The organism is Pseudomonadota bacterium (genome assembly GCA_039818985.1).
Lineage (GTDB): Bacteria > Pseudomonadota > Alphaproteobacteria > Sphingomonadales > Sphingomonadaceae > Alterisphingorhabdus.
On record JBCBSU010000002.1, the window covers coordinates 590,055 to 615,726 of the forward strand.

At 59.9% G+C, this 25,672-nt stretch carries 19 protein-coding genes; 9 read left to right on the forward strand and 10 right to left on the reverse strand.

All coding sequences use genetic code 11. The features are described 5' to 3' along the window. Window positions 1-30 precede the first annotated feature (30 nt). Both AAFX04_14570 and AAFX04_14575 read right to left on the reverse strand, forming a co-directional pair. Window positions 31-660 (reverse strand): hypothetical protein, encoded by a 630-nt coding sequence (locus AAFX04_14570; GenBank protein MEO1046657.1) that lies wholly within the window; start codon window positions 658-660, stop codon window positions 31-33. Between the two features lie 127 nt (window positions 661-787). Further along, window positions 788-1,399 carry a TetR/AcrR family transcriptional regulator gene (locus tag AAFX04_14575; protein MEO1046658.1) on the reverse strand — a complete coding sequence of 204 codons (612 nt, stop codon included), beginning with the start codon at window positions 1,397-1,399 and terminating at the stop codon, window positions 788-790. Window positions 1,400-1,514: 115 nt separating this feature from the next. Here AAFX04_14575 and AAFX04_14580 point away from each other — a divergent pair, with 115 nt between their 5' ends. From AAFX04_14580 to AAFX04_14590, 3 genes are read left to right on the forward strand one after another with little or no spacing between them, the layout of a single operon-like run. Beyond that, a complete protein-coding gene (locus tag AAFX04_14580; protein MEO1046659.1) occupies window positions 1,515-2,678 on the forward strand; it encodes an SRPBCC family protein in 1,164 nt (387 codons plus the stop codon). 4 nt (window positions 2,679-2,682) lie between these two features. Then, window positions 2,683-3,561, forward strand: a complete 879-nt coding sequence (locus AAFX04_14585; protein MEO1046660.1) for a phytanoyl-CoA dioxygenase family protein — start codon at window positions 2,683-2,685, stop codon at window positions 3,559-3,561. Between the two features lie 3 nt (window positions 3,562-3,564). Continuing rightward, complete coding sequence (locus AAFX04_14590; protein MEO1046661.1) at window positions 3,565-5,211, forward strand: caspase family protein; 1,647 nt, start codon at window positions 3,565-3,567, stop codon at window positions 5,209-5,211. A 10-nt stretch (window positions 5,212-5,221) separates the two neighbouring features. On the opposite strand, the gene mutS is transcribed toward AAFX04_14590, so the two are convergent. After that, window positions 5,222-7,846: a DNA mismatch repair protein MutS gene (mutS, locus tag AAFX04_14595; protein MEO1046662.1), complete on the reverse strand. Its 2,625-nt coding sequence runs from the start codon at window positions 7,844-7,846 to the stop codon at window positions 5,222-5,224. 212 nt (window positions 7,847-8,058) lie between these two features. Between mutS and AAFX04_14600 the strand changes: the two genes are divergently transcribed. Next, window positions 8,059-10,347 carry an NADP-dependent malic enzyme gene (locus AAFX04_14600; GenBank protein MEO1046663.1) on the forward strand — a complete coding sequence of 763 codons (2,289 nt, stop codon included), beginning with the start codon at window positions 8,059-8,061 and terminating at the stop codon, window positions 10,345-10,347. On the opposite strand, the gene AAFX04_14605 is transcribed toward AAFX04_14600, so the two are convergent. From AAFX04_14605 to lnt, 5 genes are all read right to left on the reverse strand, one after another. Then, window positions 10,340-12,418 carry an ATP-binding protein gene (locus AAFX04_14605; GenBank protein MEO1046664.1) on the reverse strand — a complete coding sequence of 693 codons (2,079 nt, stop codon included), beginning with the start codon at window positions 12,416-12,418 and terminating at the stop codon, window positions 10,340-10,342. The genes AAFX04_14600 and AAFX04_14605 overlap by 8 nt on opposite strands. A gap of 75 nt (window positions 12,419-12,493) precedes the next feature. Further along, window positions 12,494-13,204 carry a tRNA (guanine(46)-N(7))-methyltransferase TrmB gene (locus AAFX04_14610; GenBank protein ID MEO1046665.1) on the reverse strand — a complete coding sequence of 237 codons (711 nt, stop codon included), beginning with the start codon at window positions 13,202-13,204 and terminating at the stop codon, window positions 12,494-12,496. 45 nt (window positions 13,205-13,249) lie between these two features. After that, window positions 13,250-14,515 carry a DUF418 domain-containing protein gene (locus tag AAFX04_14615; GenBank protein ID MEO1046666.1) on the reverse strand — a complete coding sequence of 422 codons (1,266 nt, stop codon included), beginning with the start codon at window positions 14,513-14,515 and terminating at the stop codon, window positions 13,250-13,252. Window positions 14,516-14,547: 32 nt separating this feature from the next. Then, the gene (metK, locus tag AAFX04_14620) at window positions 14,548-15,771 is read right to left on the reverse strand and encodes a methionine adenosyltransferase (protein ID MEO1046667.1); all 1,224 of its coding nucleotides are present in this window, start codon (window positions 15,769-15,771) and stop codon (window positions 14,548-14,550) included. Between the two features lie 72 nt (window positions 15,772-15,843). Continuing rightward, window positions 15,844-17,427, reverse strand: coding sequence for an apolipoprotein N-acyltransferase (gene lnt / locus AAFX04_14625; protein MEO1046668.1), 1,584 nt, complete (start codon window positions 17,425-17,427; stop codon window positions 15,844-15,846). A gap of 81 nt (window positions 17,428-17,508) precedes the next feature. Between lnt and AAFX04_14630 the strand changes: the two genes are divergently transcribed. Together AAFX04_14630 and AAFX04_14635 are read left to right on the forward strand one after the other, a co-directional pair. Further along, window positions 17,509-18,255 carry a hypothetical protein gene (locus tag AAFX04_14630; GenBank protein MEO1046669.1) on the forward strand — a complete coding sequence of 249 codons (747 nt, stop codon included), beginning with the start codon at window positions 17,509-17,511 and terminating at the stop codon, window positions 18,253-18,255. Beyond that, on the forward strand, window positions 18,252-18,692 hold the full coding sequence (locus AAFX04_14635) for a VOC family protein (protein ID MEO1046670.1): 441 nt from the start codon (window positions 18,252-18,254) through the stop codon (window positions 18,690-18,692). The genes AAFX04_14630 and AAFX04_14635 overlap by 4 nt, the downstream gene beginning before the upstream one ends. A gap of 21 nt (window positions 18,693-18,713) precedes the next feature. Here AAFX04_14635 and AAFX04_14640 read toward each other — a convergent pair whose 3' ends face one another. Next, a complete protein-coding gene (locus AAFX04_14640) occupies window positions 18,714-19,295 on the reverse strand; it encodes a YqaA family protein (GenBank protein ID MEO1046671.1) in 582 nt (193 codons plus the stop codon). Between the two features lie 33 nt (window positions 19,296-19,328). Continuing rightward, entirely contained in the window at window positions 19,329-20,894 is a 1,566-nt protein-coding gene (locus AAFX04_14645; protein MEO1046672.1) for an alanine/glycine:cation symporter family protein, read from the reverse strand. A gap of 167 nt (window positions 20,895-21,061) precedes the next feature. Here AAFX04_14645 and AAFX04_14650 point away from each other — a divergent pair, with 167 nt between their 5' ends. From AAFX04_14650 to AAFX04_14660, 3 genes are all read left to right on the forward strand, one after another. After that, window positions 21,062-22,144, forward strand: coding sequence for a DUF2855 family protein (locus AAFX04_14650; protein ID MEO1046673.1), 1,083 nt, complete (start codon window positions 21,062-21,064; stop codon window positions 22,142-22,144). A gap of 174 nt (window positions 22,145-22,318) precedes the next feature. After that, complete coding sequence (locus tag AAFX04_14655; protein MEO1046674.1) at window positions 22,319-24,130, forward strand: cyclic nucleotide-binding and patatin-like phospholipase domain-containing protein; 1,812 nt, start codon at window positions 22,319-22,321, stop codon at window positions 24,128-24,130. A 145-nt stretch (window positions 24,131-24,275) separates the two neighbouring features. Beyond that, window positions 24,276-25,655, forward strand: coding sequence for a phage tail protein (locus AAFX04_14660; protein ID MEO1046675.1), 1,380 nt, complete (start codon window positions 24,276-24,278; stop codon window positions 25,653-25,655). The last annotated feature ends 17 nt before the right edge of the window (window positions 25,656-25,672 follow it).

Below are 25,672 nucleotides of genomic sequence, written 5' to 3' on the forward strand. Positions count from 1 at the left end.
CGCAAATGACGCAAACAGCGCTATTGGTCACTACTGGCTGGAGATTGCGCGGTTGAGGTCAGCGCCATGCGACACGGCCACGCGCTGTACGTCCTGCCAGGTAGAGCTGACCTCATCACGGGCAAGGCGGATTTCGCGATCCACCCGATCATACGCCTCGCTATGGCTGTCGAGCGGGTTGTTCCTGCAGTCGACCGCCTCACAGATAATACCGCCGATAATTAAGCCGCCGGGATCTTTATTGTCCAACGCCTCTTTGGCCTCTTCGGCCTTCACCCGCCGCTCCCAGGCAAATATATGGTCCATGAAGGCGACCCTGAAATCGGAAGGGGTGTTGCCTAGGCTGATGGCACGCATCTGCCTGACACGGTTACGGTCAACCCTGCCGGCCTGACCAATGCGATCATCCTGCTTGAGCACATCTTCGATTGCAGGGCCATAATTGGGCGGTGGTGGTTGTACCGGAGCATAGCCTTGTCGCGGCACGACAGCCAGTCTTTGCCCCTGATTGGGCTGTGGCCCGACCGCAGCAGGTCCATAAGCCTGATTGGGGGCATATTGATTATTCGGCGGATATTGTTGCTGCTGATTATTGTTGTCAGAGCATGCCGCAAGCGACAGCAGCGCCAGACTGGAACACAAAATTAGCCGAGAATTCATTTTGCCCCCCTGCAATGGATTTACCGGACAATACAGGTGCAAAGCAGAGTAATGTCAATGGCTCATCTGGTGCAAGGCAATATGCGGAGCCAGCGGAGCGGCATGATTACCGACGCTCAGATATTGATCACGATCGCTCCAGATCCAGCGCGCCGGTGATCATGCCCCAGAGCTGATGCGTTAGCTTCTCCGCAGCCGGTCTCGGCTCCATGGCCATGGCGTGCATGATCGCGCTGCGCATCGCGCCGGTGATCGCTGCGCCGGCGATGGCGGGGTCGATATGCTGACCGATATCGCCACGCTTGATGCCGGACGCAATATTGCGGGTGGCCATCTCGATCATCTCTTCATGGCGTGAGGATTCGACCGCAGCCACCTGGTTGGTGTGTGCCATGCGGCCCAAAATTACCGGTGCCATCGGGTCTGCATAGAGAAACTCTATGGCTGCCTGCAGGCGCTCGCGTTCGCGCACGCCCCAGCGGATATCCGGGTCGATATACTGGTTCACCACCGCATTATAGCGATCATAAAAGGCATGGATGATTGCCGCCAGCATCCCCGATTTGGAACCGAAATAATGATAGGCGAGGCCGACCGAAACACCGGCTTTGCTGGCTACCTGGCTCATCTCGAGTTCGCCGCTGCCATGACGCAATATCCGTTCCGCAGCGGCCAATATCCGCGCGGCCTTTAGCACCTTGCGATCGGGCTTCTCACTGGTTCTGACGCTTTCGCTCATCGCATCATCCATAGAATATTCTGCATATTTTGATATTAGGGATTTTTTGAATTGAATTCAATTCAAAAAATCCCTATGCACATGCTGCCCCTCAGATCCTCATGGATGGAGAGACATGATGACCATTGAGCATCCGCAGCTGCACAATGCGCTGAAGAAGTTGATCGACCTTAAGCAGCAGAAATCCGCTTTTCTTGACCAAAGCACCGCAACCAACCCGGTTGAATACTATACCAGCAGCGAATGGTTTGCCCGTGAGCGGCAGGCTATTTTCCGCGCACTGCCGCGGATGATGGCGCATAAAAGCGAGTTGCCGCAGGCGGGATCCTTCCTGCGCCGTGATATGGCGGGCCTGCCTCTGCTGTTGACGCGTGATGGTGACGGACAGGTGCACGCTTTTCTCAATGTCTGCCGCCATCGCGGCACCCGGCTGGTCGACGATATGTCCGGCTGCAGGAAACGTTTTTCCTGTCCCTATCACGCCTGGACATGGGATAATCTGGGCAAGTTGATCGGCGTACCGCATGGCGATCAGGGCTTTCCCGATATGAACCGCGATGATTTTGGCCTGAAGCGTTTGCCGGCTGTCGAGAGCCATGGCTGGATCTGGGTGTCGCCGGTTGAAGGAGTTGCGCTGGATATCGAAGCCTATCTTGAAGGACTTGGGGGCGATTTCCACTGGTTCGGTGCCGATGATCTGCGGCTGCTGCACAGCGACGAATCGGTGCGCCCGGTCAACTGGAAGATATTGGTCGAGGGCGGCATAGAGGCCTATCATTTCAAGATCGTCCATCGCAAAACCATCGGGCCACATTTCAATGACAATCTGTCGAGCCATGAACTGTTCGGCCCGCATTTGCGCTCGGTTCTGCCGCGCACCTCGATCACGAAATTGCCCCAACAGCCGGAAAATGACTGGGATGTACGCGCGCACAGCAATATCCTCTATTCTGTCTTCCCGGAGAGCCAGTTGCTGTTGCTGCAGGACCATCTGGCGTGGATCCAGATGGAACCGCTGGCACCGGACAGCACCCGGGTGCGGATCAGCACATTGGCCCGGGTGGGTGAGGAGCTGAGCTGGGATGAAGAGCGGCACTGGCAGGAAAATCACAGGATCACATCGGTGACGCTGGATGAGGATTTCGCCATTGGCGAGAGCATCCAGTCCGGCCTCAAATCCGGCGCCAATGATCATGTGACCTTTGGCCGCTTTGAAGGCGCGCTCGATAAATTCAACCGGCTGGTGCGCAATATGGTAGAACAGGCCGAGAGAGGATGATGGTATGAACGTGGAACGCAAGATTATACCCGCACCGGCAGATATTGGCCGCTATCTCAATGGCCGGACTTTCGAGGCATGCTGGCAGCAATTTCAGGAGCAGGGCTATGTGATTTTCGAAAATGCCCTCTCGCCCGAACAGCTCGAGACGCAGCGCGCGGCGCTTGAACCGTGGATCGAGGCTGATATTCGCGGTCGCAACAATTTCGAGGGTGAGAAATCCAACCGGGTCTATGCCATGCTGGCCAAGAATCCGGTGTTTGCCGATCTGATCAGCCATCCGCTGCAACTGGCCTTTGGCGAACGTGAACTGGGCGAGACGATGCTGCTCTATGCCTGTCTCGCGATCAACCTGCACCCCGACGAAACCGTTCAACCTTGGCATTTTGATGACAGCCATTGCGGCCTGCCGCGTCCTCGCGCACCGCTGAGCATGTCTACCTTCTGGTCGATTACCGATACCACCGAGGACAATGGCGCGACCGAGATCATTCCCGGCAGCCACAAATGGGGCGATGAGCAACCCGAAGGAGCGAACAGGGCAGGCGACTTTGTGACCGGCAGCTTTACTGAGCAAAAGGGGCAAAGCAGCGACACGCCGCAGGCGATCAAGGCAACCATGCCCGCCGGTTCGCTGATGATCGCCAAGGGGACGCTATGGCATCGCGGCGGCGCCAATCACAGCAACGCGCCGCGGCTGATTGTCACGCCGCAATTTTGTGCCGGCTGGTGCCGCCCGCTGGAACAGCAGCTGCTGGCCGTGCCTAAGGAAATGGCGGCGCGCTATCCGCAACGGGTTCGCGAGCTGCTGGGTTATAATATCCACAAACCGTTCATGGGCTATGTCGATGGCATGCACCCGGAAAAGGTGCTAAACCAGTGACAAATGAAGGGGCATTCGCAATTCCTGCTTGATCGCCGTACTTTTCTCTCCGCGGCTGCCGTTTCCGGACTTGCTGGCCCATGGGCCCAATCAGCGCTATTTGCGCAGCCCGCCGAAAACAAGTTAGCGGCATTCATACTTGGAATTGACCGCTATCAGCAGCTTCGTCCATTGGAGCGGGCGGTAGCCGATGCCGAAGCAGTAGCGCGGAAAATCGACAGCTTCGGCTATGATGTGGAGCTCGTCAAAAACGCTGGGAGCGAAGATTTCTTTGCAGGCTTTGGCCGCTTTCTCGAGCGGTTGGAACCGGGCAGTGCGGTCTTTCTCTATCTGGCCGCGCATGGAATTCAGGCGAGCGGGACAAATTTCATTTTGCCTGCAGATACACGCAGCGAAGGCGATGCCCTGCTGGAATCAGCCATACAAACGGGTTTCCTGTTTGAAACCATAGCCGCCGCGAGACCGAGTCAGGCTATTGTCATACTCGATGCCTGTCGCGATGAGCCGCTGGATGTAACGCTGGACGGTCGCGGCGACGGCTTTGTATCGACCAATGCGCCAGGCGGATTTTACGTCACCTATTCGGCGGGCGCAGGTCAATATGCTATCGATCATATGGGGGATAACGACACTCATCCCAACGGCCTTTTCGTCCGTCATCTGCTGGGCCAGATGGCCCCTGATGTCCTGATCGATGATATCATCAAGTCGACGCGTGAATCGGTTCTGGCCGATGCTCAGAGCATAGGACGTAACCAGTGCCCTGCAATATACGATCAGGCGGGGCGCGATATCAGATTGGATGCCCGGAAGGCCCCGCCGCGGCGCAGCCGTAGATCGGCTCGGGGAACGCTCGCCAATAGCGGAGCCATCATTGTCGGCATCGAACGCTATTGCGGATATTCGAAACTGGCCAGGCTGATGACGCCGCATTCAGATGCCCGCCGACTGGCTGCGGATTTCGAAGAACTGGGAGCCGAAGTGACCCTGCTTCTCGAGCCATCGCGCGATGAGCTGCTTGCCAGTTGTGCAGAGCTTGCCGCTAAACCGCTGGAACGACGGTTCGTGTATCTCGCCGGACAGGGCGGCCTCATGGATCGCGATGCGTGGATGTTCATGCCGCAGGAAGCTCAATCGGGAATGCCCGTTTGCAGTACTCAACCGGTGCTGCGCGGAATAGGTATCGGAAAGCAGCAAGACGATCCATTTTACGGAGTTACGCTTATTGGTGTCGGAGACATTATTGCTGCTTTCGATTTTGAAAACGTACATCTTTTGTGTGACTTCTGTCTTGATGATCTTGGGCTGGATGAGGCCTGGAAACCGAGTCTTGGTCTTGACGACAGGATGACCAGGCGCGGCATTCTCGATGAATTGCGACCCTATGATTACGGAGATGATCTTTATCCGCAATGTTCTGTTCTGTTTGCCGCAAGCTATTATCAGACCGCGCTTGATGCTGCGCCGGGCCAACGGCGCAGTCCGTTTGCCATTGCGCTGACCAATGCACTGGGCCGTCCAGGCATGACGGTTGAACAGTTTGCGAACTATGTCCGCAAGGAGGTTGAAGCGCTGACCGACCGCCACCAAAGTCCGATGCTGTTCTGTGAGAACAAGACGCAGGATGCCATCATGATCGGCTCAGCTTGACCGCCAGGCTTTAGTTGTCGATCAAAGCTTTCAGCGCATATAACCTGTCCAAAGCCTCTCTCGGGCTAAGCGCATCTATATCAAGCGCCTCCAGCGCTTCGCGCAGAGCATCTTTCTGCTCCGTTGGGACCTGTTCCATGGCGGCGAACAGCGGCAGGTCGCCCAGTCCGGCGGCGAGGCCGCCCGTCGCGGCGCGGCCCTCCTCCAGCTTGTCGAGTACCGCCCGGGCTCGGGCCAGGACATTTTCCGGCACCCCGGCCAGCTTGGCAACCGACAGACCATAGCTGCGGTCGGCCGGGCCGCGGGCAAGTTCGTGTAGCAGCACCAGATCGCCCTGCCATTCGCGGGCGCGGACATGGTGCAGGCTGAGCGCGTCGAGCGTTTCGGCGAGGCGTGTCAGTTCGTGATAATGGGTGGCGAACAGGCAGCGGCAGCGATTGACCTCATGCACGGCCTCGACCACGGCCCAGGCCAGTGCCAGCCCGTCATAGGTCGAGGTACCGCGCCCGACTTCGTCGAGAATAACGAAACTGCGCTCGGTCGCGGCGTTGAGGATAGCCGCGGTCTCGACCATCTCGACCATGAAGGTCGATTGGCCGCGTGCCAGATTGTCCGATGCGCCGACCCGGCTGAACAATTTGTCGACAATGCCGATAACAGCCTTGGCCGCGGGCACGAACGCCCCCGATTGCGCCAATATGACGATCAGCGCATTCTGGCGCAGAAAGGTTGATTTGCCGCCCATATTGGGACCCGAGACCAGCCACACCCGTTCATTGCGGTCCAGAGCGGCACTGTTGGCGACAAAAGCTTCGCTCTGTCTGGCCAGCGCCGCCTCGACCACGGGATGGCGGCCGCTTTCGATGTGCAGTTCATGGCCAAGGGTTATTTCGGGTCGGGCCCAGCCATGGTCAGCAGCATAGCGGGCATGGCTGAGTGTGACATCGATCCGCGCCAGCGCATCGGCGGTGCCGGCAATCGCATCGACAGATGCCGCGACCCTGGCGACCAGCTCCTCGAAATGCGCCGCTTCGGCGAGCAGGGCGCGGCCGCCCGCCTCGGTAATCCGCAATGCTTCCTCATGCAGTGCCGGGGCGTTGAAGCGCACCGCATTGGCCAGTGTCTGGCGATGGGTGAAGCCGGAGTTCGCCGCCATGAGCGGGTCAGCATGGCGCGGCGGTATCTCGATGAAATAGCCAAGCACGCCATTATGCTTGATCTTCAGATTGTCGATGCCAGTGTCGCCGCGATAGCGTGCCTCGAGCGCGGCAATGGCCTGACGCGCATTGCGACTGGTGTCACGCAGATCATCCAGCGCGGCGTCATGACCACTGGCAATATAGCCGCCCTTGCTGCGATCGGTTGGCGGGCTTTCGATAAGCGCCCGGTCGAGCAGGTCAGTCAGTGCGCCATGGCCGGACATGGCGGGCAGCAGACCCGCGATCAGCGTTGGCAGATTGGCCGTGTTGCCGAGCTGTTCGCGCAACAGCCGCGCGCCGTTGAGACCATCGCGAATCTGCCCCAGATCACGCGGGCTGCCGCGCCCGGCGATAACCCGGCCCAACGCCCGCCCAATATCAGGAATGGTCTTGAGCGCATCCACCAGTGCTTCGCGGAGCAATGGATCGTCATGCAGCCAGGCGACGGCGTCGTGGCGCGCGCTGATCGTGGTCCCGTCGCAGCTGGGGGCGGCGAGATCGCGTGCCAGCTGACGCGCCCCGGCGCCGGTGACGCTGCGATCGATGGTGCCGAGCAGGCTGAGTGCGCGGTTGCCTGAGACACTGGAGGTGATCTCCAGGCTCTGTCGTGTCGCCGCATCCATGGAGAGGAAGGCTTGGGTCTCGCGGCGCTCGGGCGGGGTAAGAAATGCCTCGCCACCGCGTCCGACATGGCCGAGATAGCCCAATATACCACCCAGTGCCGACAGTTCGGCGCGGCTAAAGCCAGTGTCGCAATCGCCAAAGCGTTCTCGCAATATGCCGCGCGCTGCTTCGCTGTCGAAATCCTCCGCCGGTCGTGCTTCCCAGTCGCTGCGTGGTTGTGGGCCATGCGGCGATACCAGTATCTCTCCCGGATCGAGCCGCGCCAATGTTGCGTCGAGCGCCGATGGCTCTACCGTTTCCACCCGGAACACGCCGGTGGAGATATCGGCGCTGGCAATGGCAATATCGCCGCGCACCTCGGCGATAGCAGCGAGGATGTTGTCCGAACGGGCATCAAGCAGGGTATCCTCGGTGAGTGTGCCCGCAGTGACAAAGCGCACGATATCGCGCGCCACCAGCGCCTTGGATCCGCGCGCCTTGGCTTCTGCCGGTGTCTCGGTCTGCTCGGCAATGGCAACCTTGTGTCCGGCCTTGATCAGTCGCGCCAGATAGGCTTCGGCGGCATGCGCCGGAACACCGCACATCGCCACCGGTTCGCCCTGATGCTCGCCGCGGCTGGTCAGTGCGATATCGAGTGTCGCCGCTGCCTTTTTGGCGTCGTCGAAAAACAGCTCGAAAAAATCCCCCATGCGATAGAAGAGCAGACAGTCGCAAGCCTGTTCCTTGAGCGCGAGATATTGCGCCATCATCGGGGTCGGGGCGGAACCGGCTGCCTTTCCGGCTTTCTTTGTCGGGGACGATGCGCTGGCCATAGAAGATGGCAGATAGCCACTTGCCGCGAGTGATAAAAGCCCGGGCGAGATTCACCTGAACAGAACTGTGGATTGCGGTGCCCGATGCCGTAACGGCGGTTATCGGTATTTCATGCCGTGAAAAGATGATCATTGCTTGCTCTGGCCCTCCGAAAAGCGGTAGAGACGCGCGAGGCTCAAGCCATTTATAACAAAGCCATAAGGGGGAAAGCATGTCGGACCGCAGCAGAGTCGATTTTCCGGACCGGGAACCACTGCATTTTGAGCGCGAAGCGCTGCATTTTCATTCACATGGCCGCCCCGGCAAGATCGAGATTGTCGCCTCCAAGCCGATGGCGACACAGCGCGACCTCAGCCTTGCCTATTCTCCTGGCGTGGCGGTTCCGGTGCGCGCGATCGCCGATGACCCGGCAAGGGCCTATGACTATACCGCCAAGGGCAATCTGGTTGCGGTGATTTCCAACGGCACCGCGATTCTCGGCCTCGGCAATCTCGGCGCGCTTGCCTCGAAACCGGTGATGGAAGGCAAGGCGGTGCTGTTCAAGCGTTTTGCCGATGTCGATTCGATTGATATCGAGGTGAAGACCGAGGATGTCGACCGGTTTATCGAAGCCGTGGAATTGCTCGAGCCCAGCTTTGGCGGCATCAATCTGGAAGATATCGGTGCACCGGCCTGCTTCATCATCGAACAGGCGCTGCGCGAACGGATGAACATCCCGGTATTCCACGACGATCAGCATGGCACCGCAATCATCACCGCCGCCGGTGTCATCAATGCCTGTCTGCTGACCGACCGCAAGATCGAGGATATCAAGGTGGTGGTCAATGGCGCGGGCGCAGCGGCGATTGCCTGTACCGAATTGATCAAGGCCATGGGCGTCAGCCATGACAATGTGATCATGTGCGACCGTTCCGGGGTGATCTACAAGGGCCGCACAGAGAAGATGGACCAGTGGAAATCGGCCCATGCGATCGAGACAGATCATCGCACATTGGGTGAGGCGCTGGAAGGTGCCGATCTCTTCCTCGGGCTTTCGGCTGCAGGGGCGCTGAAACCGGAAATGGTCAAGACGATGGCGGACAAGCCAATCATCTTTGCCATGGCCAATCCCGATCCGGAAATCTCACCGCCGGATTGCAAGCAGGCGCGGCCCGATGCGATTATCGCTACCGGCCGTTCGGATTATCCCAACCAGGTGAATAATGTCCTTGGCTTTCCGTTCATCTTCCGTGGCGCGCTTGATGTCCAGGCGACGCGGATCAATGACGAGATGAAAGTGGCTGCGGCCGCCGCCATTGCCGAGCTGGCGCGCCAGCAGGTGCCCGAAGAAGTGGCTGCAGCCTATGGCGGTGAGACCAAGACCTTTGGTGAAGATTATATCATCCCTGCCCCCTTTGACCCGCGCCTGATGGAGGTGGTCTCCGCCGCCGTGGCCAAGGCGGCGATGGATAGCGGCGTGGCGCAAAAGCAGATCGAGGACTTCGATGCCTATCATCAGGAACTGAAGGCACGCCTCAACCCGACTACGGCGGTATTGACCCAGGTTTATGACAGCGCCAAGGCCGACCCCAAGCATGTGGTGTTTGCCGAGGCCGAGGAAGAGGTGGTGCTGCGCGCAGCGATCCAGTTCCACGATGGTGGCTATGGCACTCCGGTTCTGGTTGGCCGTGACCAGAAGGTGCGTCAGAAGCTGCAGGAAATGGGGGTCGATGATCCCGACAAATTTGCGATACATAACAGCGCCAATTCATCATTCGTGCCACAGATGGTGGACATGCTCTACAAGCGGCTGCAGCGGCGCGGCTATCTGCGCCGCGACATTCAGCGCATGGTCAATCAGGATCGCAACATCTTCAGCGCCGCGCTGCTGCAACTGGGTGAAGCCGATGCGATGATCACCGGCGTCACCCGCACCTTTGCCCAGACGATAAGGGAGGTGCGCCGGGTGCTTGACCCGCGCGAAGGCGAGCTGCCCTTCGGCATTCATGTCATGGTGGGCCAGAGCCATACGATTTTCCTAGCCGATACTACGATCAACGAGCGCCCAAGCGCCGAGATGCTGGCAACCATTGCCGAGCAGTCGGCGGCGGTGGCGCGCCGTCTCGGCCATGTACCGCGCGTTGCCTTTCTGAGCTATTCCACCTTCGGCAACCCGCCGGGCAAGTGGCTGGAAAATATCCGTGGCGCGGTGACGCTTCTCGATGAACGTCCGCCACGTTTCGAATATGAGGGCGAGATGGCACCGGATGTTGCACTGAACCCGGCGCTGATGGCCAACTACCCGTTCTGCCGCCTGTCCGGCCCGGCCAATGTCCTGGTCATGCCGGGCCTGCAATCGGCCAATCTGTCGGCCAAGATGCTGCGCGAGCTGGGTGGTGATTCGGTGATCGGGCCGATGCTGCTTGGCCTGGAAAAGCCGGTCCAGATTGCCACCATGTCGTCTACCGCTTCCGAACTGGTAACGCTTGCGGTGCTGGCCTCGGCCGGGGTGGTCAGCTGACCGCGATCGGGCTTTCGACACTATCGCCGATATTCAGTGCCTCGGAAATGGTGTTTAGCAGATCCTGTGGCGAAAAGGGCTTTTTGATCAGCGCATCATGTGGACTGTCGGCGGGCAAATCCCCCCCGGCATAGCCGGTCATCAGGATAATCGGCATGGTAGCGTGCCGATCTCGCACCCAGCGGGCGAGGCCATGGCCATCGAGATTGGGCATCATGATATCGCTCAGCACCAGATCGGGCTGCCTGCCGGACTGCTGCAGATGCGCGACCGCTGCCTGGCCGTCGACAAGGCTGACCACATCATAGCCCTCCTCGTCGAGCAATTCCGCGACATGCGCACGCACCGATTCATTATCCTCTACCAGCAATATATGGCGTGCTGGCTGGTCTGGCTGCGGGTGCTGACGGTTGACCTCGGCCATTTGCGGTTTTTCGGGGGTCACCGCACCGCCATGATCGACCGGGAGCCATAGCGATATGGTGGTGCCGCTACCGACCTTGCTGTCCATGGTAACGAAACCACCCGACTGGGCGATGAAGCCATGCACTTGCGACAGTCCCAGTCCGGTGCCCTTCCCCGACGGCTTGGTGGTGAAGAAGGGCTCGAAAATCCGCTTGGCAATTTCGGGTGCTATGCCTGAGCCATTATCAGAAACGCACAGCCTCAGAAAATGCCCGGCATGCGCATTGGAATGGAGCGATTCGGCTTCGCGCTCATCAATCGTCCGCTCGCTGGCGTGCAGCGCGATCTCGCCCTTGCCCTGGTCATTATCGGCCATGGCATCGCGAGCGTTGACGATCAGATTGAGGATCGCATTTTCCAGCTGGCCCGGGTCGATGCGGATTGCAGGCAAGGTTTCGGCAATGTTGAGCGTCAAGGAAATGCGGTCATCCAGTGCTTGCCGGGCCAGCGGCATCAGCCCGTCGATCAGTTCGCGGGCATTGATCTGCACCGGGCTGAGCGACTGGCGACGGGCAAAGGCCAGCAGGCGCTGGGTCAGGCTGGCGGCGCGGTTGGCGCCGCCCCTGGCGTTGGTGATCGCGGCCAGTGCCCGGTCCTTTTCACCCTTGGCGAGGCGGCGTTCGGCCACGTCGAGATTGCCCAGCACAATGGTAAGCAGATTGTTGAAATCATGGGCGATGCCGCCGGTGAGCTGACCCACCGACTCCATGCGCTGGACATGGACCAGCTGTGCTTCGGCTTCGCGCGCACGGGTAATATCGCGGGCAATGCCGAAGATCATGTCATCTTCGCGTGCCAGGTTCCAGCTGGCATAGACGGTGTCGCCTTTGCGGTTGACCATCTCGCGCTCGACCTGAATATCCTTTTGGCCATTGACCATCGGTGTCGGGCTGCGGTCCTCACCAGGGGCGAGATAATCGATGATATTGGCGCTGCCATCTTCGGCTATCGGCCCGAACATCTCCTCCCAGGCCGGATTGCCGGCGACCAGCTGGCCATCGGGGCGCGAGATCAGCATCATGTCGAGCGAATTGTCCCACAGCCGGTCGCGTTGATCGCTCGCCATGCGCGCGGCAACCGCCTGCTGGCTAAGTGAACGACGCAGTTCGAGCAATGCCGCCGCCTGTCGTGCCAGCGCCGCCAGTTCCTGCTGGCCGGTAAAATCGGGGTGCGCCTTGGTGTCGGAGAGGCAGATCGTGCCGACGGCATAGCCTTCGGGAGTAATGATCGGCGCACCGGCATAGAAGCGGATATGCGGTGGGCCGGTGACCAGTGGACTGTCGCAGAACCGCGGATCCTCATGCGCGTCGAGAACGACCATGACATCCTTGCTGCGAATGGCATGGTCGCAAAAGGCAATGTCGCGCGGCGTTTCGGGGACGGGCAGGCCATGCGCTGCCTTGAACCACTGGCGATCGCTGTCGATCAGCGAGATATAGGCAATTGGCACATCGGCAATCAGCCGGGCGAGATCAATCAGGTCATCGAACATGCGCTCGGGCGGACTGCCGAGAATATTGTAGCTTTGCAGCGCTGCCAGCCGCTGCTTTTCATCGTCTTGCAGCCGCTCAGGAGTGAGAAAACCGAGGTTCGGGGACAGTGGCATGGTGGTGTAATAGGTTATGCGCGCCATTCAAGGCAAGCGGCATAGAAGCAGCCTCTGACAAGAGGCGGGGTGAAGCTAACGCCGCATATAGCGGAAGTACCACACCTCATGCCCCTTGCGCCTGGCCTTGGCTTCATAGCGGGTTTCCGGCCATCCGCCCGGGCGATTGGCAAAATCCGCAGCACTGTCGCACAGCCATTTGAATTCCGATCGCTGCCGCATCACCATCATGGCATGGCGCAGATAGATCGGATGATCAGTACCGAAACGAAACTCGCCGCCGAGCTGCAACTTTGCAGCAATGATATCGAGCGGCCCGTGATTCATCATTCGTCGCTTGGCGTGGCGCGCCTTGGGCCATGGGTCGGGATGCAGCAGATAGACAAAGCGCAAGCTGGCATCGGGCAGCCGCTCAAGGGCGTCGAGAGCATTGCCCATATGCAGGCGGACATTTGTGAGATTGCCGTCGCGGATATGCTGCAAAGCGCCGACTACGCCGTTTACGAATGGCTCGGCACCGATAAAGCCATGGTCAGGCAGCAAATCTGCGCGATAAGCCAGATGCTCACCAGCACCAAAGCCGATTTCGAAATGCAGCGCGCGATCATCGCCGAACAGTGTTTTTGCCGTTACCGGTCCGGTTTCGGGCAGTGAGAGGACCGGCAATAGCTCATCGACCAGCTTTTGCTGACCCACGCGCAGCTTGTGCCCCTGGCTGCGGCCGTAGAGACGGCGGATGCTGGCCGGGTCGCGCCGGGCCTCGGGGGTTTTGCTGCTGTCGGTCATTGCATTGCCGCATATGGCGAGATCGGCGGCAGCGCAAGGGTGCTGCTAGCGCGTTACGCCATGCCCGATGCTTCTGCGGACAAGGGCGCGCCACAGCCACTCCATCGGCCCCTGGCCGAAGCGTTGCAGCCATGGCCGCGACCAGGCGAGGATCAGAATCATCATCGCCAGGGCAACTGCCATTGCACCGATGCGGCTGACGCTGCCGAACAGGCCGAGGCCGAAACCGAAAAACACGAAACCCAGCACCAGGCTGGTCATCAGATAGTTGGTCAGTGCCATACGACCGGCGGCAATGACCCTGACGGTGAGTGGGGCGTCTATATTGTGCTGCACCAGCTGGATGAGCAACGCTGCCCAGCCGATTGCCAGCGACAGATCGAACGGCGCAGACCAGACCAGCGCATTGCCGGCCACCACCACGGCATGATAGCCGCTGACAACGGTGCTATAGCCAAGTGCCGATAGAGGCAGCAGGCCAACCAGACCGGCCCATAGCATCGCTTTGGCATAGTCTCGCCTCTGCCATTGACCGCTCAGAAAGCCGGATTTGAGCAGCGCCATTCCGCTGAGCATCGCCGCCAATGTCGTCGGTAGCGCCGCAGCGACATAGCCGAATATGCCCGAAATATTGCCTGCCCGGTGCATGATGACGGATATATAGGGTCCGGCCTGACGGCCCAGTTCGCGCTCCAGCCGTGCAGGGTCGGCGCCGAACAGCGTCTCTGCCGGGGCCAGCCTCTCGGCGCGCGCCGGGGCTTCGCTGTCCCAGTAAAGCTCGAGCCAAGGCAGCGCATAATAGGCCCCTCCTGCGAGATGCAGCCCCATGCATATGACTGCCAGTGCTATCAGCCAGCGCACCGATAGACCGGCCAATAACGGCAATATGAGCCCGGCCACAGCATAGACGCGCAAAATATCATTATTGGCGAGCAGGATCGCATGGGCGAGGCCGATAACCAGCAGCCAGAGCATACGCGCGACATGGCGGGAGAGTGTCGCGTCCGGCTTATCATGGCCCGGCAGCTTGCCCAGCATGATCAGCACACCGGCGCCGAACAGCATGGCGAAGAGATTGCGCATCTTGTCTTCGATCAGCACGAAGCTCAGCAGCCATACCGCCTGATTGGCCAAGTCCATACCACCCCAGACGCGCGGGTTGAAATAGGCGATGGTCGGCATGGTGAAGAACAGCACATTCATCACGATGATACCGAGTATGGCGACGCCACGCAGCGCGTCGAGTTCAACAATACGTTGCGCCGGGGGTTGTGTTGGCCGTTCTGCAGGGAAGGGAGTGGGCTGTTGCATATCCGGCCCTTTCCCCTTTCGTGCCGCTGTACTTAGAGGGCCGCTTTCAGCTGATCAACCAGATCGGTCCGTTCCCATGGGAAAAGCGCGCCCTCGGGGGTGCGTCCGAAATGGCCATAGGCTGCCGATGCGCGATAAATTGGCGCATTCAGGCCCAGATGTTCTCGGATGCCGCGCGGCGTCAACCGCACCAGCGTTGGCAGCACTGCCTCCAGCTTGGCCTCGTCGACGCCGTCTGCCGCGGTGCCGTCGAGATCGACGTAAACGGAGAGCGGCTCGGCCACGCCGATGGCGTAGGAAAGCTGGATAGTGCAGCGCTTGGCCAGCCCTGCGGCAACCACATTCTTGGCCAGATAGCGGGTGATGTAAGCAGCCGAGCGGTCGACCTTTGTCGGGTCCTTACCGCTGAACGCACCGCCGCCATGGGGCGAGGCGCCGCCATAGGTATCGACGATGATCTTGCGTCCGGTCAATCCGGCATCGCCATCGGGGCCGCCAATCTCGAAGCGACCGGTCGGGTTGACGTGAATCGCGGTGTTCTCGGTGATGAAGCCGTCGGGCATGACTTTGGCGGCAACGGCAAGGACATGTTTGCGCAATTCGGCATATTTGGCCTCATTGCCCTCGCCCTTGTGGAAATAATATTCAGGCGCATGCTGGGTCGAGATCACCAGCGCCGTGCACTCGACCGGCTTGCCGTCGACATAGCGCAGGGTTACCTGGCTCTTGCTGTCGGGTTCGAGAAACGGCGCGGCCCCCGATTTGCGATCAGCCGCGAGTTGTTCGAGGATCTTGTGGCTGTAATCGAGTGTCGCCGGCATCAGGTCCGGGGTTTCGTCACAGGCATAGCCGAACATGATGCCCTGGTCGCCCGCGCCTTCATCCTTGTCTTCACCGGCATCAACGCCCTGGGCGATTTCCGCCGACTGACCGTGCAGATGGTTTTCGAAGGTCAGTGTTTCCCAGTGAAAGCCATCCTGTTCATAGCCAATCTCTTTCACCGTCTGGCGCACGGCGTCTTCGATCTCCTGCTGGACACCGCCTTCCCATTCACCCTGGCTGTTCATGATGCCATTGCCGCGAATCTCGCCTGCCAGCACCACACGCTGGGTTGTGGTCAGCGTCTCGCAAGCCACGCGCGCCTCCGGATCCTTGGACAGGAACAGATCGACAATAGCGTCGGAAATCTGGTCGGAAACCTTGTCGGGATGGCCTTCAGAGACGGATTCGGAGGTGAAGAGATAGCTGTTGCGCATCGATATGCCTGCCTTTCAAAGCCCGCCTTGCTGACGGGCAGAAAAGATATAAAGGAAACGTTATATGCGCCTTTAACGATGGCGTCTGCGCAAGGCAACAGCGATCAGCAACAGCAGCAGCGAGAGTGATGCCGGAGCAATGTAACCGAGGCGGCTGAACAGCGTCGGTTCGCCCGCCGGCGGCAGCGCGGTATCGATGCGCCCTTCTTCGTGCCAGGCGATGCTGGCGCGCACCGCACCATGGCGGTCGATGACCGCCGAGATTCCGGTTGGCGTTGCCCGAATGACCGGCAGATTCTCCTCAATGGCGCGCAGCCGTGCCTGTTCGAGCTGCTGCGGCGGACCAAGGCGACCGAACCAGTCATCTGTGCTGGGGTTGAACATGAAGTCCGGACGGTCGTTGCGGTCAATGGTCTCGCCGGAAAAGATAATCTCGTAGCAAACCTGTATGCCAACTTTGCCGAATGGGCCGAGGTTCAGGCTGCGCGGTCCCGGGCCCGGTGTGTAGGGCACCGTGCCTTCGGTCAGCTTGTCGAGGCCCAATGGCCCGAGCAAGGATGCGAAAGGCAGATATTCGCCATAGGGCACGAGGTGAAACTTGTCATAGCTCGCTACCATGCGTCCCATCCCGTCAATCGCGAACACGCTGTTGCGTGCCGATTTGAGGCGTGGCCGGTCATCGAACTCGAATTTCACCCCGCCGGTAATCAGCAGGTCCTGCGGCCGTAACGGACTGGTGAACAGCGAACGCCAGGCGCGTGCTTCATTGGGCGCTGCGAAATATTCAGGATAGCCGTCCTCAAGCGGATCGTTGACCACGCCTTCGCTCCAGAACAGGATGCGCGGGCGCGGATCGTCCGGTGCAATATCGCGCGAAAGGCGCAGCAGCGATTCGCGGTTGCGCGCCAGCACGATGGGATCGGTCCAGTCGACATCCTGGCCGATATTGTTTTGCACCACGGTGAGGCGGATATCGGTGCCATAATCTGCAGGTTCGGCGAACGGCAATTTCCCGCTGAGCATCAGCCACGACCCTGTCCAGAGCAGCACCAGCGGCACAAAGATCGCCGTTCCGCTGCGCCATTGGCGTTGCAGCAACAGCCATAGCCCGCCAGCAGTCAGCACCAGCAGCGCCGACAGGCCATAGCTGCCGATCCAGCGCGCCGGCAAGGCGGCATCGACCATGGCGATACCGATCGGGTTCCAGGCAAAGCCGGTGAACAATATGGCGCGCAGCATTTCGGCAATCGCCCAGCAGCCTGCCATGGCGACAGTCAATGGCAATGGCCGGTCACCGCCGATCCACAATGCGCTGCGGATGGCAATGGCGGGATAGCAGGCGAGAAACGCGCTGAGCAGTGCCAGTGCCGGCCAGCCATACCAGACCGGCATCGCGTCCTGAAAATGGAAGGTCTCGGGAATCCATAACAGCATCACGAAGAAATGCCCGAGGCCAAAGGCGAAACCGATGCGCCAATAGGTGAGATTCGATGCTGCAGATGCCGGCATCCGGCTGAGCATATGCAGCAGCCCGATCAGCCCGGCAAGGGTCAGCGGCCAGACATGCCAGGGCGCAAAACCGAGAGCTGCCAGGGCACCAAGGGCAAGGGCTATCAAGGCGGGAAACCGGTTAAAGAACCGTATCACGGACTGCATGGCTGTCGCTATGCCGCCAAAGCGAGCCGCTGGCAATCGGTTGTGGTGTTGCGATCCGGTGTTATGGCCATTCCATTTCACATGACATTCAGCTTGGGTGCCGATAGTGAGCAATCCATGTTGCCTATCCAATTTGCCCTTACGCTCGCCCTGCCCCTCAGTCTGATGGCCCAGCCGGTGACCATTGAATCCTCTCCTGAGACCGATGACACAGAGGAGCCGCCGCCGCTGAGTCTGGAGCAGAAAGGCGATATACGCTGTGCCGCTGCCTTTGCCATCATCGCCGGGCAGCAGGAGCGTGGCGTTGCTTCGGCACTGGCCTATCCGGGCATGGAACCGCGCGGTCGGGAGTTTTTCATCGATCTTGGTGCAGCGCTGGTAGCCGATACCGGACGCAGCAAGGAAATGGTTCGCGCCCTTCTGGTCGAGCAGGTTGTGGCATTTCAGGATGCGGCCAAGCGAAGCAAGGATCCCGATTCGACCATAGATGCGGTCATGACGCCATGCCTGATGCGGCTCGATGCCGAAGTGCCGCCTCCGCCGCCGCCGAGTCTGCCGCAATGCGCCGCTATATTGTCGCTGGCCTATGATGAAGTCTTCGCCCGTGAAGGCCTGTCTTCGACAGCGAGAGACCTGAAAACCCTGGCAATGGTACTCGACAGCCGGGCGCGTGACAGCCTGCGCGCAGAGGGTAAGTCGGGGACCGAGATCGATGTGACACTGGGCACGCTCAAGGCCCAGATCGCGGCCGAGGCGGCGGCGCTGGAGGCCAAAGGCAAGAGCCCCAATCTCGACTATGAGACCTGTTTCGAGCTGGCAAAGCCATGAGTGATGGTAACCCGGTGCTACGCCCGTTTCATCTCGCCTTTCCGGTGCATGATCTGGGAGCCGCACGGCAATTTTATGTTGGTCTGCTGGGTTGCAGCGAAGGACGCTCTTCGGAAAGCTGGATCGATTTCAGCCTGTATGGGCACCAGATCGTTGCCCATCACGACCCTGCAATGGAGTCGGGCAATGGCGGCACCAATGCGGTCGATGGCGATGCAGTGCCGGTGTTCCATTTCGGGGTGATCCTGAAGCGCGCCGACTGGGATAGGCTGGTGCAGCGGCTCGATGCTGCCGGTATCGAGTATCTCATCAGGCCCCGGCTGCGTTTTGCCGGCCAGGCGGGCGAGCAGGGAACCTTCTTCATCACCGATCCAAGCGGTAATGGACTGGAATTCAAATGCTTTGCCGATGATCGCCGGATTTTTGCGACAGACTGATGCCTCGCCACAAACGCCAGGTCAGAAAAGATAGCGCAGTGCGACAAAGCCACCGACAAACAGCACTCCGACCATAGTGGTTGCCAGTGCAAAATTGTTATCGATCCATGTTTTCATCGGCGGCCCGAAGCGTTTGAGCAATATGGCGACGACAAAGAAGCGCGCCGAGCGGGCGATAATGGATGCGCCGAGCAGCACATAGAGCGGCATTGCCGTCGCCCCTGCAGCGATGGTGATGACCTTGAACGGCAAAGGGGTGAAGCCGGCGAGCAATACAATGATCCAGCCCTGCTCGTTGAAATCAGACGAGAAGACGGCGAATTTCTCATTCAGTCCATAAAAGCCGAGTATCGGCTGGCCGACCGTTTCGAACAGGAAAAAGCCGATGGCATAGCCGAGCAACGCACCGGCCACAGAAGCCAGGGTACAGATAAAGGCATAGTATAGCGCACGGTCTGGTCTGGCGAGACACATGGGTGCCAGCATCACATCGGGCGGGATCGGGAAGAAGCTGGACTCGATGAAGCTGACCGCCGCGAGCCATCGCGGCGCTTGCTCATGCGCCGCCTTGTCGAGCGTCCATTGGTAGAGCCGTTTCAGCATGGGGAAGTGCTTTCGCTCATTGGCTATAGGGGCTCAATGCCCGCCGGGTGCGCCGTGTATTTCTTCGGACAGCTCCGCCGGTGTCTCGCGCCCATGATCCGTGCCGGCGGTGCGATTGCCCTTCGCCAGCGCGAACACCACGCCGGATAGTGCGAGCAGGCCGACAAGGTTGGGGAAGGTCATTGCGGCATTGGAGATATCGCCGAGACGCCAGACCAGATCGAGATCCTGGAATGACGCAATAAAGATCACCAGGCACCACACGATCCGCCAGATCATGTGCAGTATCTTCTCGCCTCTCATGCTCGAGCCCGGCACAAGGTCGTAAATATAGGTGATCGCCCGCTCGCCATAATAGCTCCAGGTGAGCAACGTGGTGAACACGAACAGGATCAGCGCCAGCGAGGCGATAAATGTGCCGATGGGGATACTGCCCACAGTGAACGGGAAGGCTTGGGCAAAAGCACCCGAAGTCATCAGAAAGCCCTCCAGATCGGACTGCCATGCATGATCGACGGCAATCGTCGCGCCGGTGGCATCGATATGGGTGAAGTCGCCCTTCACTGTCAGGATCACCAGCGCCGTCATCGTGCAGATAATGATGGTGTCGATAAAGGTACCCATCATCGCGAACCGGCCCTGCATCGCCGGGTCATTGGTCTGGGCAACCGCATGGGCGATCGGAGTCGACCCCTGTCCCGCCTCATTGGAGAACAGCCCACGCGCCACGCCCCAGCGGATCGCCATGATCATCGCCGCCCCGGCAAAGCCGCCAGTTGCCGCCTGTGGGTTGAAGGCCCCGTCGATGATCCAGCCAAAGGCTTGCGGAATGCTGCTGACGTTCAGGATCAGCGCGGTCAGCGCCATCAGGATATAGAGCACCGCCATGCTGGGGATAATTTTTTCCGCCACCGAACCGATGGATTTGATGCCGCCGATGATGACAATGAACACCGCCGCTGCGACAATCAGGCCGCCTATCCACTCGTCAAGGCCGGTGAGTTCCTGGATCGAATCCGCCACCGAATTGGCCTGAATGCCATTGCCGGTCACCAGGGCGGAAAACAGCGTACCGATGCAGAAGAACACCGCAAGCCAGGTCCATTTCGGGCCGAGGCCGATGGTGATGTAGCTCATCGGGCCACCGCGATAAGTGCCCTCTTCGGTCTTTTCGCGGAACCGGATCGATAGCGCGCCCTCGGCAAAGGCCAGTGCCATGCCGACAAAGGCGGTAACCCACATCCAGAAGATGGCACCGGGACCGCCCAGCGCGATGGCAGTGGCGACACCGGCCAGGTTGCCGGTGCCGACCTGGCCAGAAAGGGCGGTGGACAGAGCGGCAAAGGGGGAGATTTCGCCGGCTCCGCCAGCGCTTTTGCGAAACAGGCCGGCAAAGGAGGAAACCAGCTGGCGGATCGGGAACAGTTTCAGCCCGATCATAAGATACAGCCCTGCCCCGAGCAGCATCAGCGCCATGGGCGGGAAGGGTATGACTTCCTGGCCATTCCAGGTGCCGACCCAGATAAAGTCCGATATGTTGGTGACCGGTTCGATCAGTCGCTCGGCAAAGCTCAGTTCTGCGTTATTGCTCGCACTCACCTTGTTTCTCTCCCCTGCGATGCGACCCGGGCATCGCGCAAAATTTGCCATTGCCTAACAGCAAAGTCGCGATTGGCAAGCATTTTGCCCGGTTTGCATCGGCTTGCTGCTTGTTTGGCAGCGCGCTTCATGACAGGGAAGAAAGTCACAGCAAGAGGAGCAGGGTCATGAGTCAGAATATCGCCATCCATGTCGACAAGGCCGATATCAATCGCGCCACCATCAGCGAGCAGGCACTGCCCGACATTGGTGAAGGCCAGATTCTCTGCACCATTGAGACCTTTGCGATTACAGCGAACAATATCACCTACGCCGCTATGGGCGAGACTATGGGCTATTGGCGTTTCTTCCCTGCCGGAGATGACAGCCAGGGTATTGTGCCGGTCTGGGGCCATGCGCGGGTGAGTGTCTCGCAGCATCCCGACATATCCGAGGGCGAGCGGCTTTACGGCTATTGGCCAATGGCCAGCCATGTTGTGCTGACTCCCGCAGAAATAGGCAGGGGTGGATTCATGGACGCGGTCGAACACCGCCAGGGACTGGCCGATGTCTATAATCGCTATCGCCGGCTGGCGAATGATCCGGCGCATGATGGTGATTTCGAAGGCGGCCGCGCCGTTTTCGAGCCGTTGTTCATGACCAGCTTCCTGATCGAGGACCAGTTTCGCCGCAATGCATTTTACGGTGCCGGTGCAGCGATCCTCACCAGCGCCTCGTCGAAAACCGCGCTGGCGCTGGCGCATGTGCTGCGTGCTTCCAGCCCCGGTGTCACCCGCATCGGGCTGACCTCGCCGGGCAATGCCGACTTTGTCCAGCAGACCGGCCTGTATGATCAGGTGCTGCCCTATGATGAGCTGGAAAGCCTTGATTCGGGGCGCCCGGTGGTGACTGTCGATTTTGCCGGCAATGGCACGGTACTGAAGCGACTGCACAGCCATTGGCGCGACAATTTACGCTATTCGATGCTGGTGGGCGCGACGCATGTCGATGCCCGTAGCGGCGCGAAAAATCTCGCCGGGCCGGAGCCGATGCTGTTTTTTGCGCCGACTGCGGCACAGGCGGTGATCGACGAACTCGGGCCAGCGGGCTTTGCCCAGGCGCTGGCGATACGCTGGAACGGCTTTGCCGAAAGCGCCAGCGATCTGATTACGCTGGAGACGCATCACGGGGCCGAGGCGGTGCGCGATGCCTATGTCGCAATGGTCGGCGGTGAAGTGAAGCCGGATATCGGCATCGTCGCCGGTTTCTGAGCGCTCGGGTCGCCGCTGCGCAATCGCCTTGCAGCAGTTATATTTGCGTTGAAATTCAAACGGTCATTGTCGCTGCGCCCCAAGCCAGTTAGATGGTTTAGCAATCAGGTCGCGCCGATTCCCGCCTTGCCCAAGTAGGGCGGAGCCAATGCTGGAATGGATGGGGAGTGCGTGATGGCGGATTCAGGGCAAGACGATACGGCTATCTGGCAAAGCAGCCGGTTATTCGCCGATCTGTCTCCAGCGGCGCTTGATGCCTTGGCCGAAGCCGCCGAACGCCATATCATCGAGGGCGGCGATTATCTGGTGCGTCAGGGCGATCCGGCAGATACCCTCTATTTTGTGGCCACCGGCCGGTTCCGCGTCATCATCACCGATGATGCCGGGCAGCAGAAAATCGTCGCGCATATCGAATCGGGCGAGCCGGTGGGCGAACTGGCTTTTTTCGCCGGCGGCACACGTACGGCCTCGCTTCAGGCCAGCCGTGACAGCCAGGTGCTCGCGCTCGACCGCGCCGCTTATGATCGCGCTGCGAACGAACATCCCGAGATCACCACGGCGCTGTTGAAAGCGGTGTCCAAGCGGCTCGCCGATGTTACCGCAAAGACCCCGTCCATGGCGACCCGCACCCCGCGGGTAATCGCTTGCCTCAATGCGGGTAACAGTCGCATCCCCGATGATCTGCTGCAGCGGCTGGCGCTGCAGATGCGCGCGATAATTGGCGACAGTCCGGGCGTGTATGTGGTGCATCAGCAGGATGTGACGATATCGGGCGACGGCGACTATCAGCAATGGCTCAACAGTCGTGAAGCCGCCGGTGAATGGCTGCTGATCGATGCCAGCGGCGATGCGGCATGGTCGGCACGGGTGACACGCAATGCCGATGCGCTGCTACTTTTTGCCGATCCGGCAGCGGCAGACCCGGCGCCGAGCGACAATGAGCAAGCCGCCATGGCAGCCATCGATGCCGATAGCCGGACCCTGGTGTTCCTGCGTGGTGCAAGCGATGCTCCAATTGGCGGCAGTCTCGACTGGCTGGCAGGGCGCACACCGCATCTGCACCATCATGTCGCGCTCGACAGCGATGCCGATCTGGGTCGGCTCGCACGGTTTCTGACCGGTAATGCGATTGGGCTGGTGTTGGCCGGTGGCGGGGCGCTGGGCTGCGCGCATCTTGGCATTGTGCAGGGTCTGCGTCAGGCGGGCGTGCCGATCGATTATATCGGCGGCACCAGTGCTGGCGCGGCGATGGGCGGGGCCATCGCCCAGGGGCTTAGTGTCGAGGAGACTCTGGACCAGATGGAGGCAATGTTCATCACCGCAAAGGCGATGAAGCGATTCACTGTTCCGGTCCATTCACTGCTCGATCCGGCTGTATTCGATCACGAATTGGCAGTGCGCTATTCACGCAAGGACATTGCCGATCAGCCAATTGGGTTTTTTGCCATTTCCACCAATCTTTCGACCAATGACCTGTTTGTGCATCGCCATGGCCCCTTATGGGAAGCTGTACGGGCGAGCGGATCGCTGCCCACCATATTGCCACCCTTTATCGATAGTGACGGCAATATTCTCATCGATGGCGGGGTGCTCGACAATATCCCGGTAACGGTGATGCGGGAGATCAAGCCCGGACCGAATATCGTTGTCAGTCTGGGCGATGCCAATGCCGCCTGGCGCATCGAGGCGGGCTATAAGGCGCTGCGCTCACGCGGGCGGCTGGCATGGGATGTGCTGCTGCGCCGTCCAGCGCCCGATGATTTCCCGTCAATTGTCGATATCATGTCGCGCTCAATGGTGGTCGCCAGCCGTATCGCCTCGCGCTCGATGCTGAGCGAGACCGATATATTGCTGCAGCCGCCGATTATCGAGGGCATGCAGATTCTCGACTGGCATCTGGGGCGTGAACAGGCAGAAAAGGCGTCTGATTATGTTGCCGAGCAGGTGGCCGGAAATGCCGACCTTTCGGCACTTATATCCAAATAGGATAAAAAGAGTTGACATCGTAACGCTATAAGGTTACAAAAGCGCATCATCAGAAAATTGTGATTCGCCGGCGCCGCTGGAAAATGCAGTGATATAGCTGCGATGCGAAATACGCACCGGTACGCACCGCCATCCTGCCAGTCTGATCCTGCGTTATTATGAGCCCGAGCGTGACTATCAGGCAGGACTCAGGCGCTCGGTGTCGATGATCAGTGGCAGTGGCGGCAATGTGAAGGCCAGGCAGGTCGACCTCCCTGCAGCATTGTCGGTCACGAATGCCCAGAATGTCGTGCAGCGGCTCTATCTGGACCAGCTCGCACAGCTGGGCGAGCGGACATTGTATCTTGCCAGGGTCGACCCAGCTTTGCGACCGGGCACGATGGTGCGGTTGGCAGACAGCCTTGGCCTGTGGCGCATAGCGCGGTGGGGGTTGGAGAATATCGCTCCTGGCAATGGGTCGACCATAGCCTGCCGCCTCGACCTTGTTCGCAGCAACGGCGGTGCGTGGTTGCTGCATGGCGGTTCCCTTGGTGCCGGACGCAGTATTCGTCCGCCCGATTATCCGGCTTCTGATATTGGCTGGGCACTACACGATCTGCCCGGCCTGCCGAACCAGCCTGCAACGCAACGTCGGCTGCTTGCGGCAGCATGGCCTGTAGCTGCAGATGGTACTGTGGATGCGGGGAGCGGCTGGCGGCATGCTGATATTTTCCGCGCGACACAGGATGGTGGTCTGCTGCATCCACTCGGGCGCATTCGCAGCCCGGCGGCCATGGGCCTGGCGCTCAATGATCTCCCAGCCGCGAGCGGTCTTTATTTCGAATCAGCAGTCAGTGTCGATGTCGATTTTGGCGCTGCCGATCCGCAGCTTGAATCGATCGATGCCGCCAGCATTGATGCGGGTGTTAACATCGCTATTCTGGATGATGAGCTGATCCAGTTCTGCAAGGTGCAATGGCTGGGTGACGGACGCTACAGACTATCGGAAATCTACCGCGCTTTGGGCGATGGGAGGGGCGCTCATGATGGCCATGTGGCCGGAGCGCGGCTGATCCTTCTCGATAGAGCGCTCATGCCAGTTGAAAGCAGCAGTTTTGCTGTGGATGGGGCGTCTTATTTCGCCGCCACAAGTCCTGCCGCCAGCGAACCTGCATTATTGCAAGTCCAGGGTGAGCCACGCGCGCTGAAACCACTGTCCCCGGTTCATCTTGACGCGGTTTTCAACGCTGCTGGTGACCTGACATTGCAATGGACCCGTCGCGATCGCCATCGTCCTGCATGGACCGATGGTCCGGCTGGCGCGATGGCCGAGTCGGAGGAGCGCTATCGCATCAGCTTTGCAGACGATGATGCAGTCAATGGCGAGCCGCTGCTGGCCATATTCGACAGCAACCGCGCTGAAATGTCGCTGGAAGCAGACCAGATGGCAGATTTGCGCGCTGCTGCAAATGGTGCCCTTGTGGTTTCGGTGCAGCATATTGGCGACTTTGCCGTTTCCGAATCGGCGCGCTGCACCATTGGTTGATTGTTTGCAAAAGCACC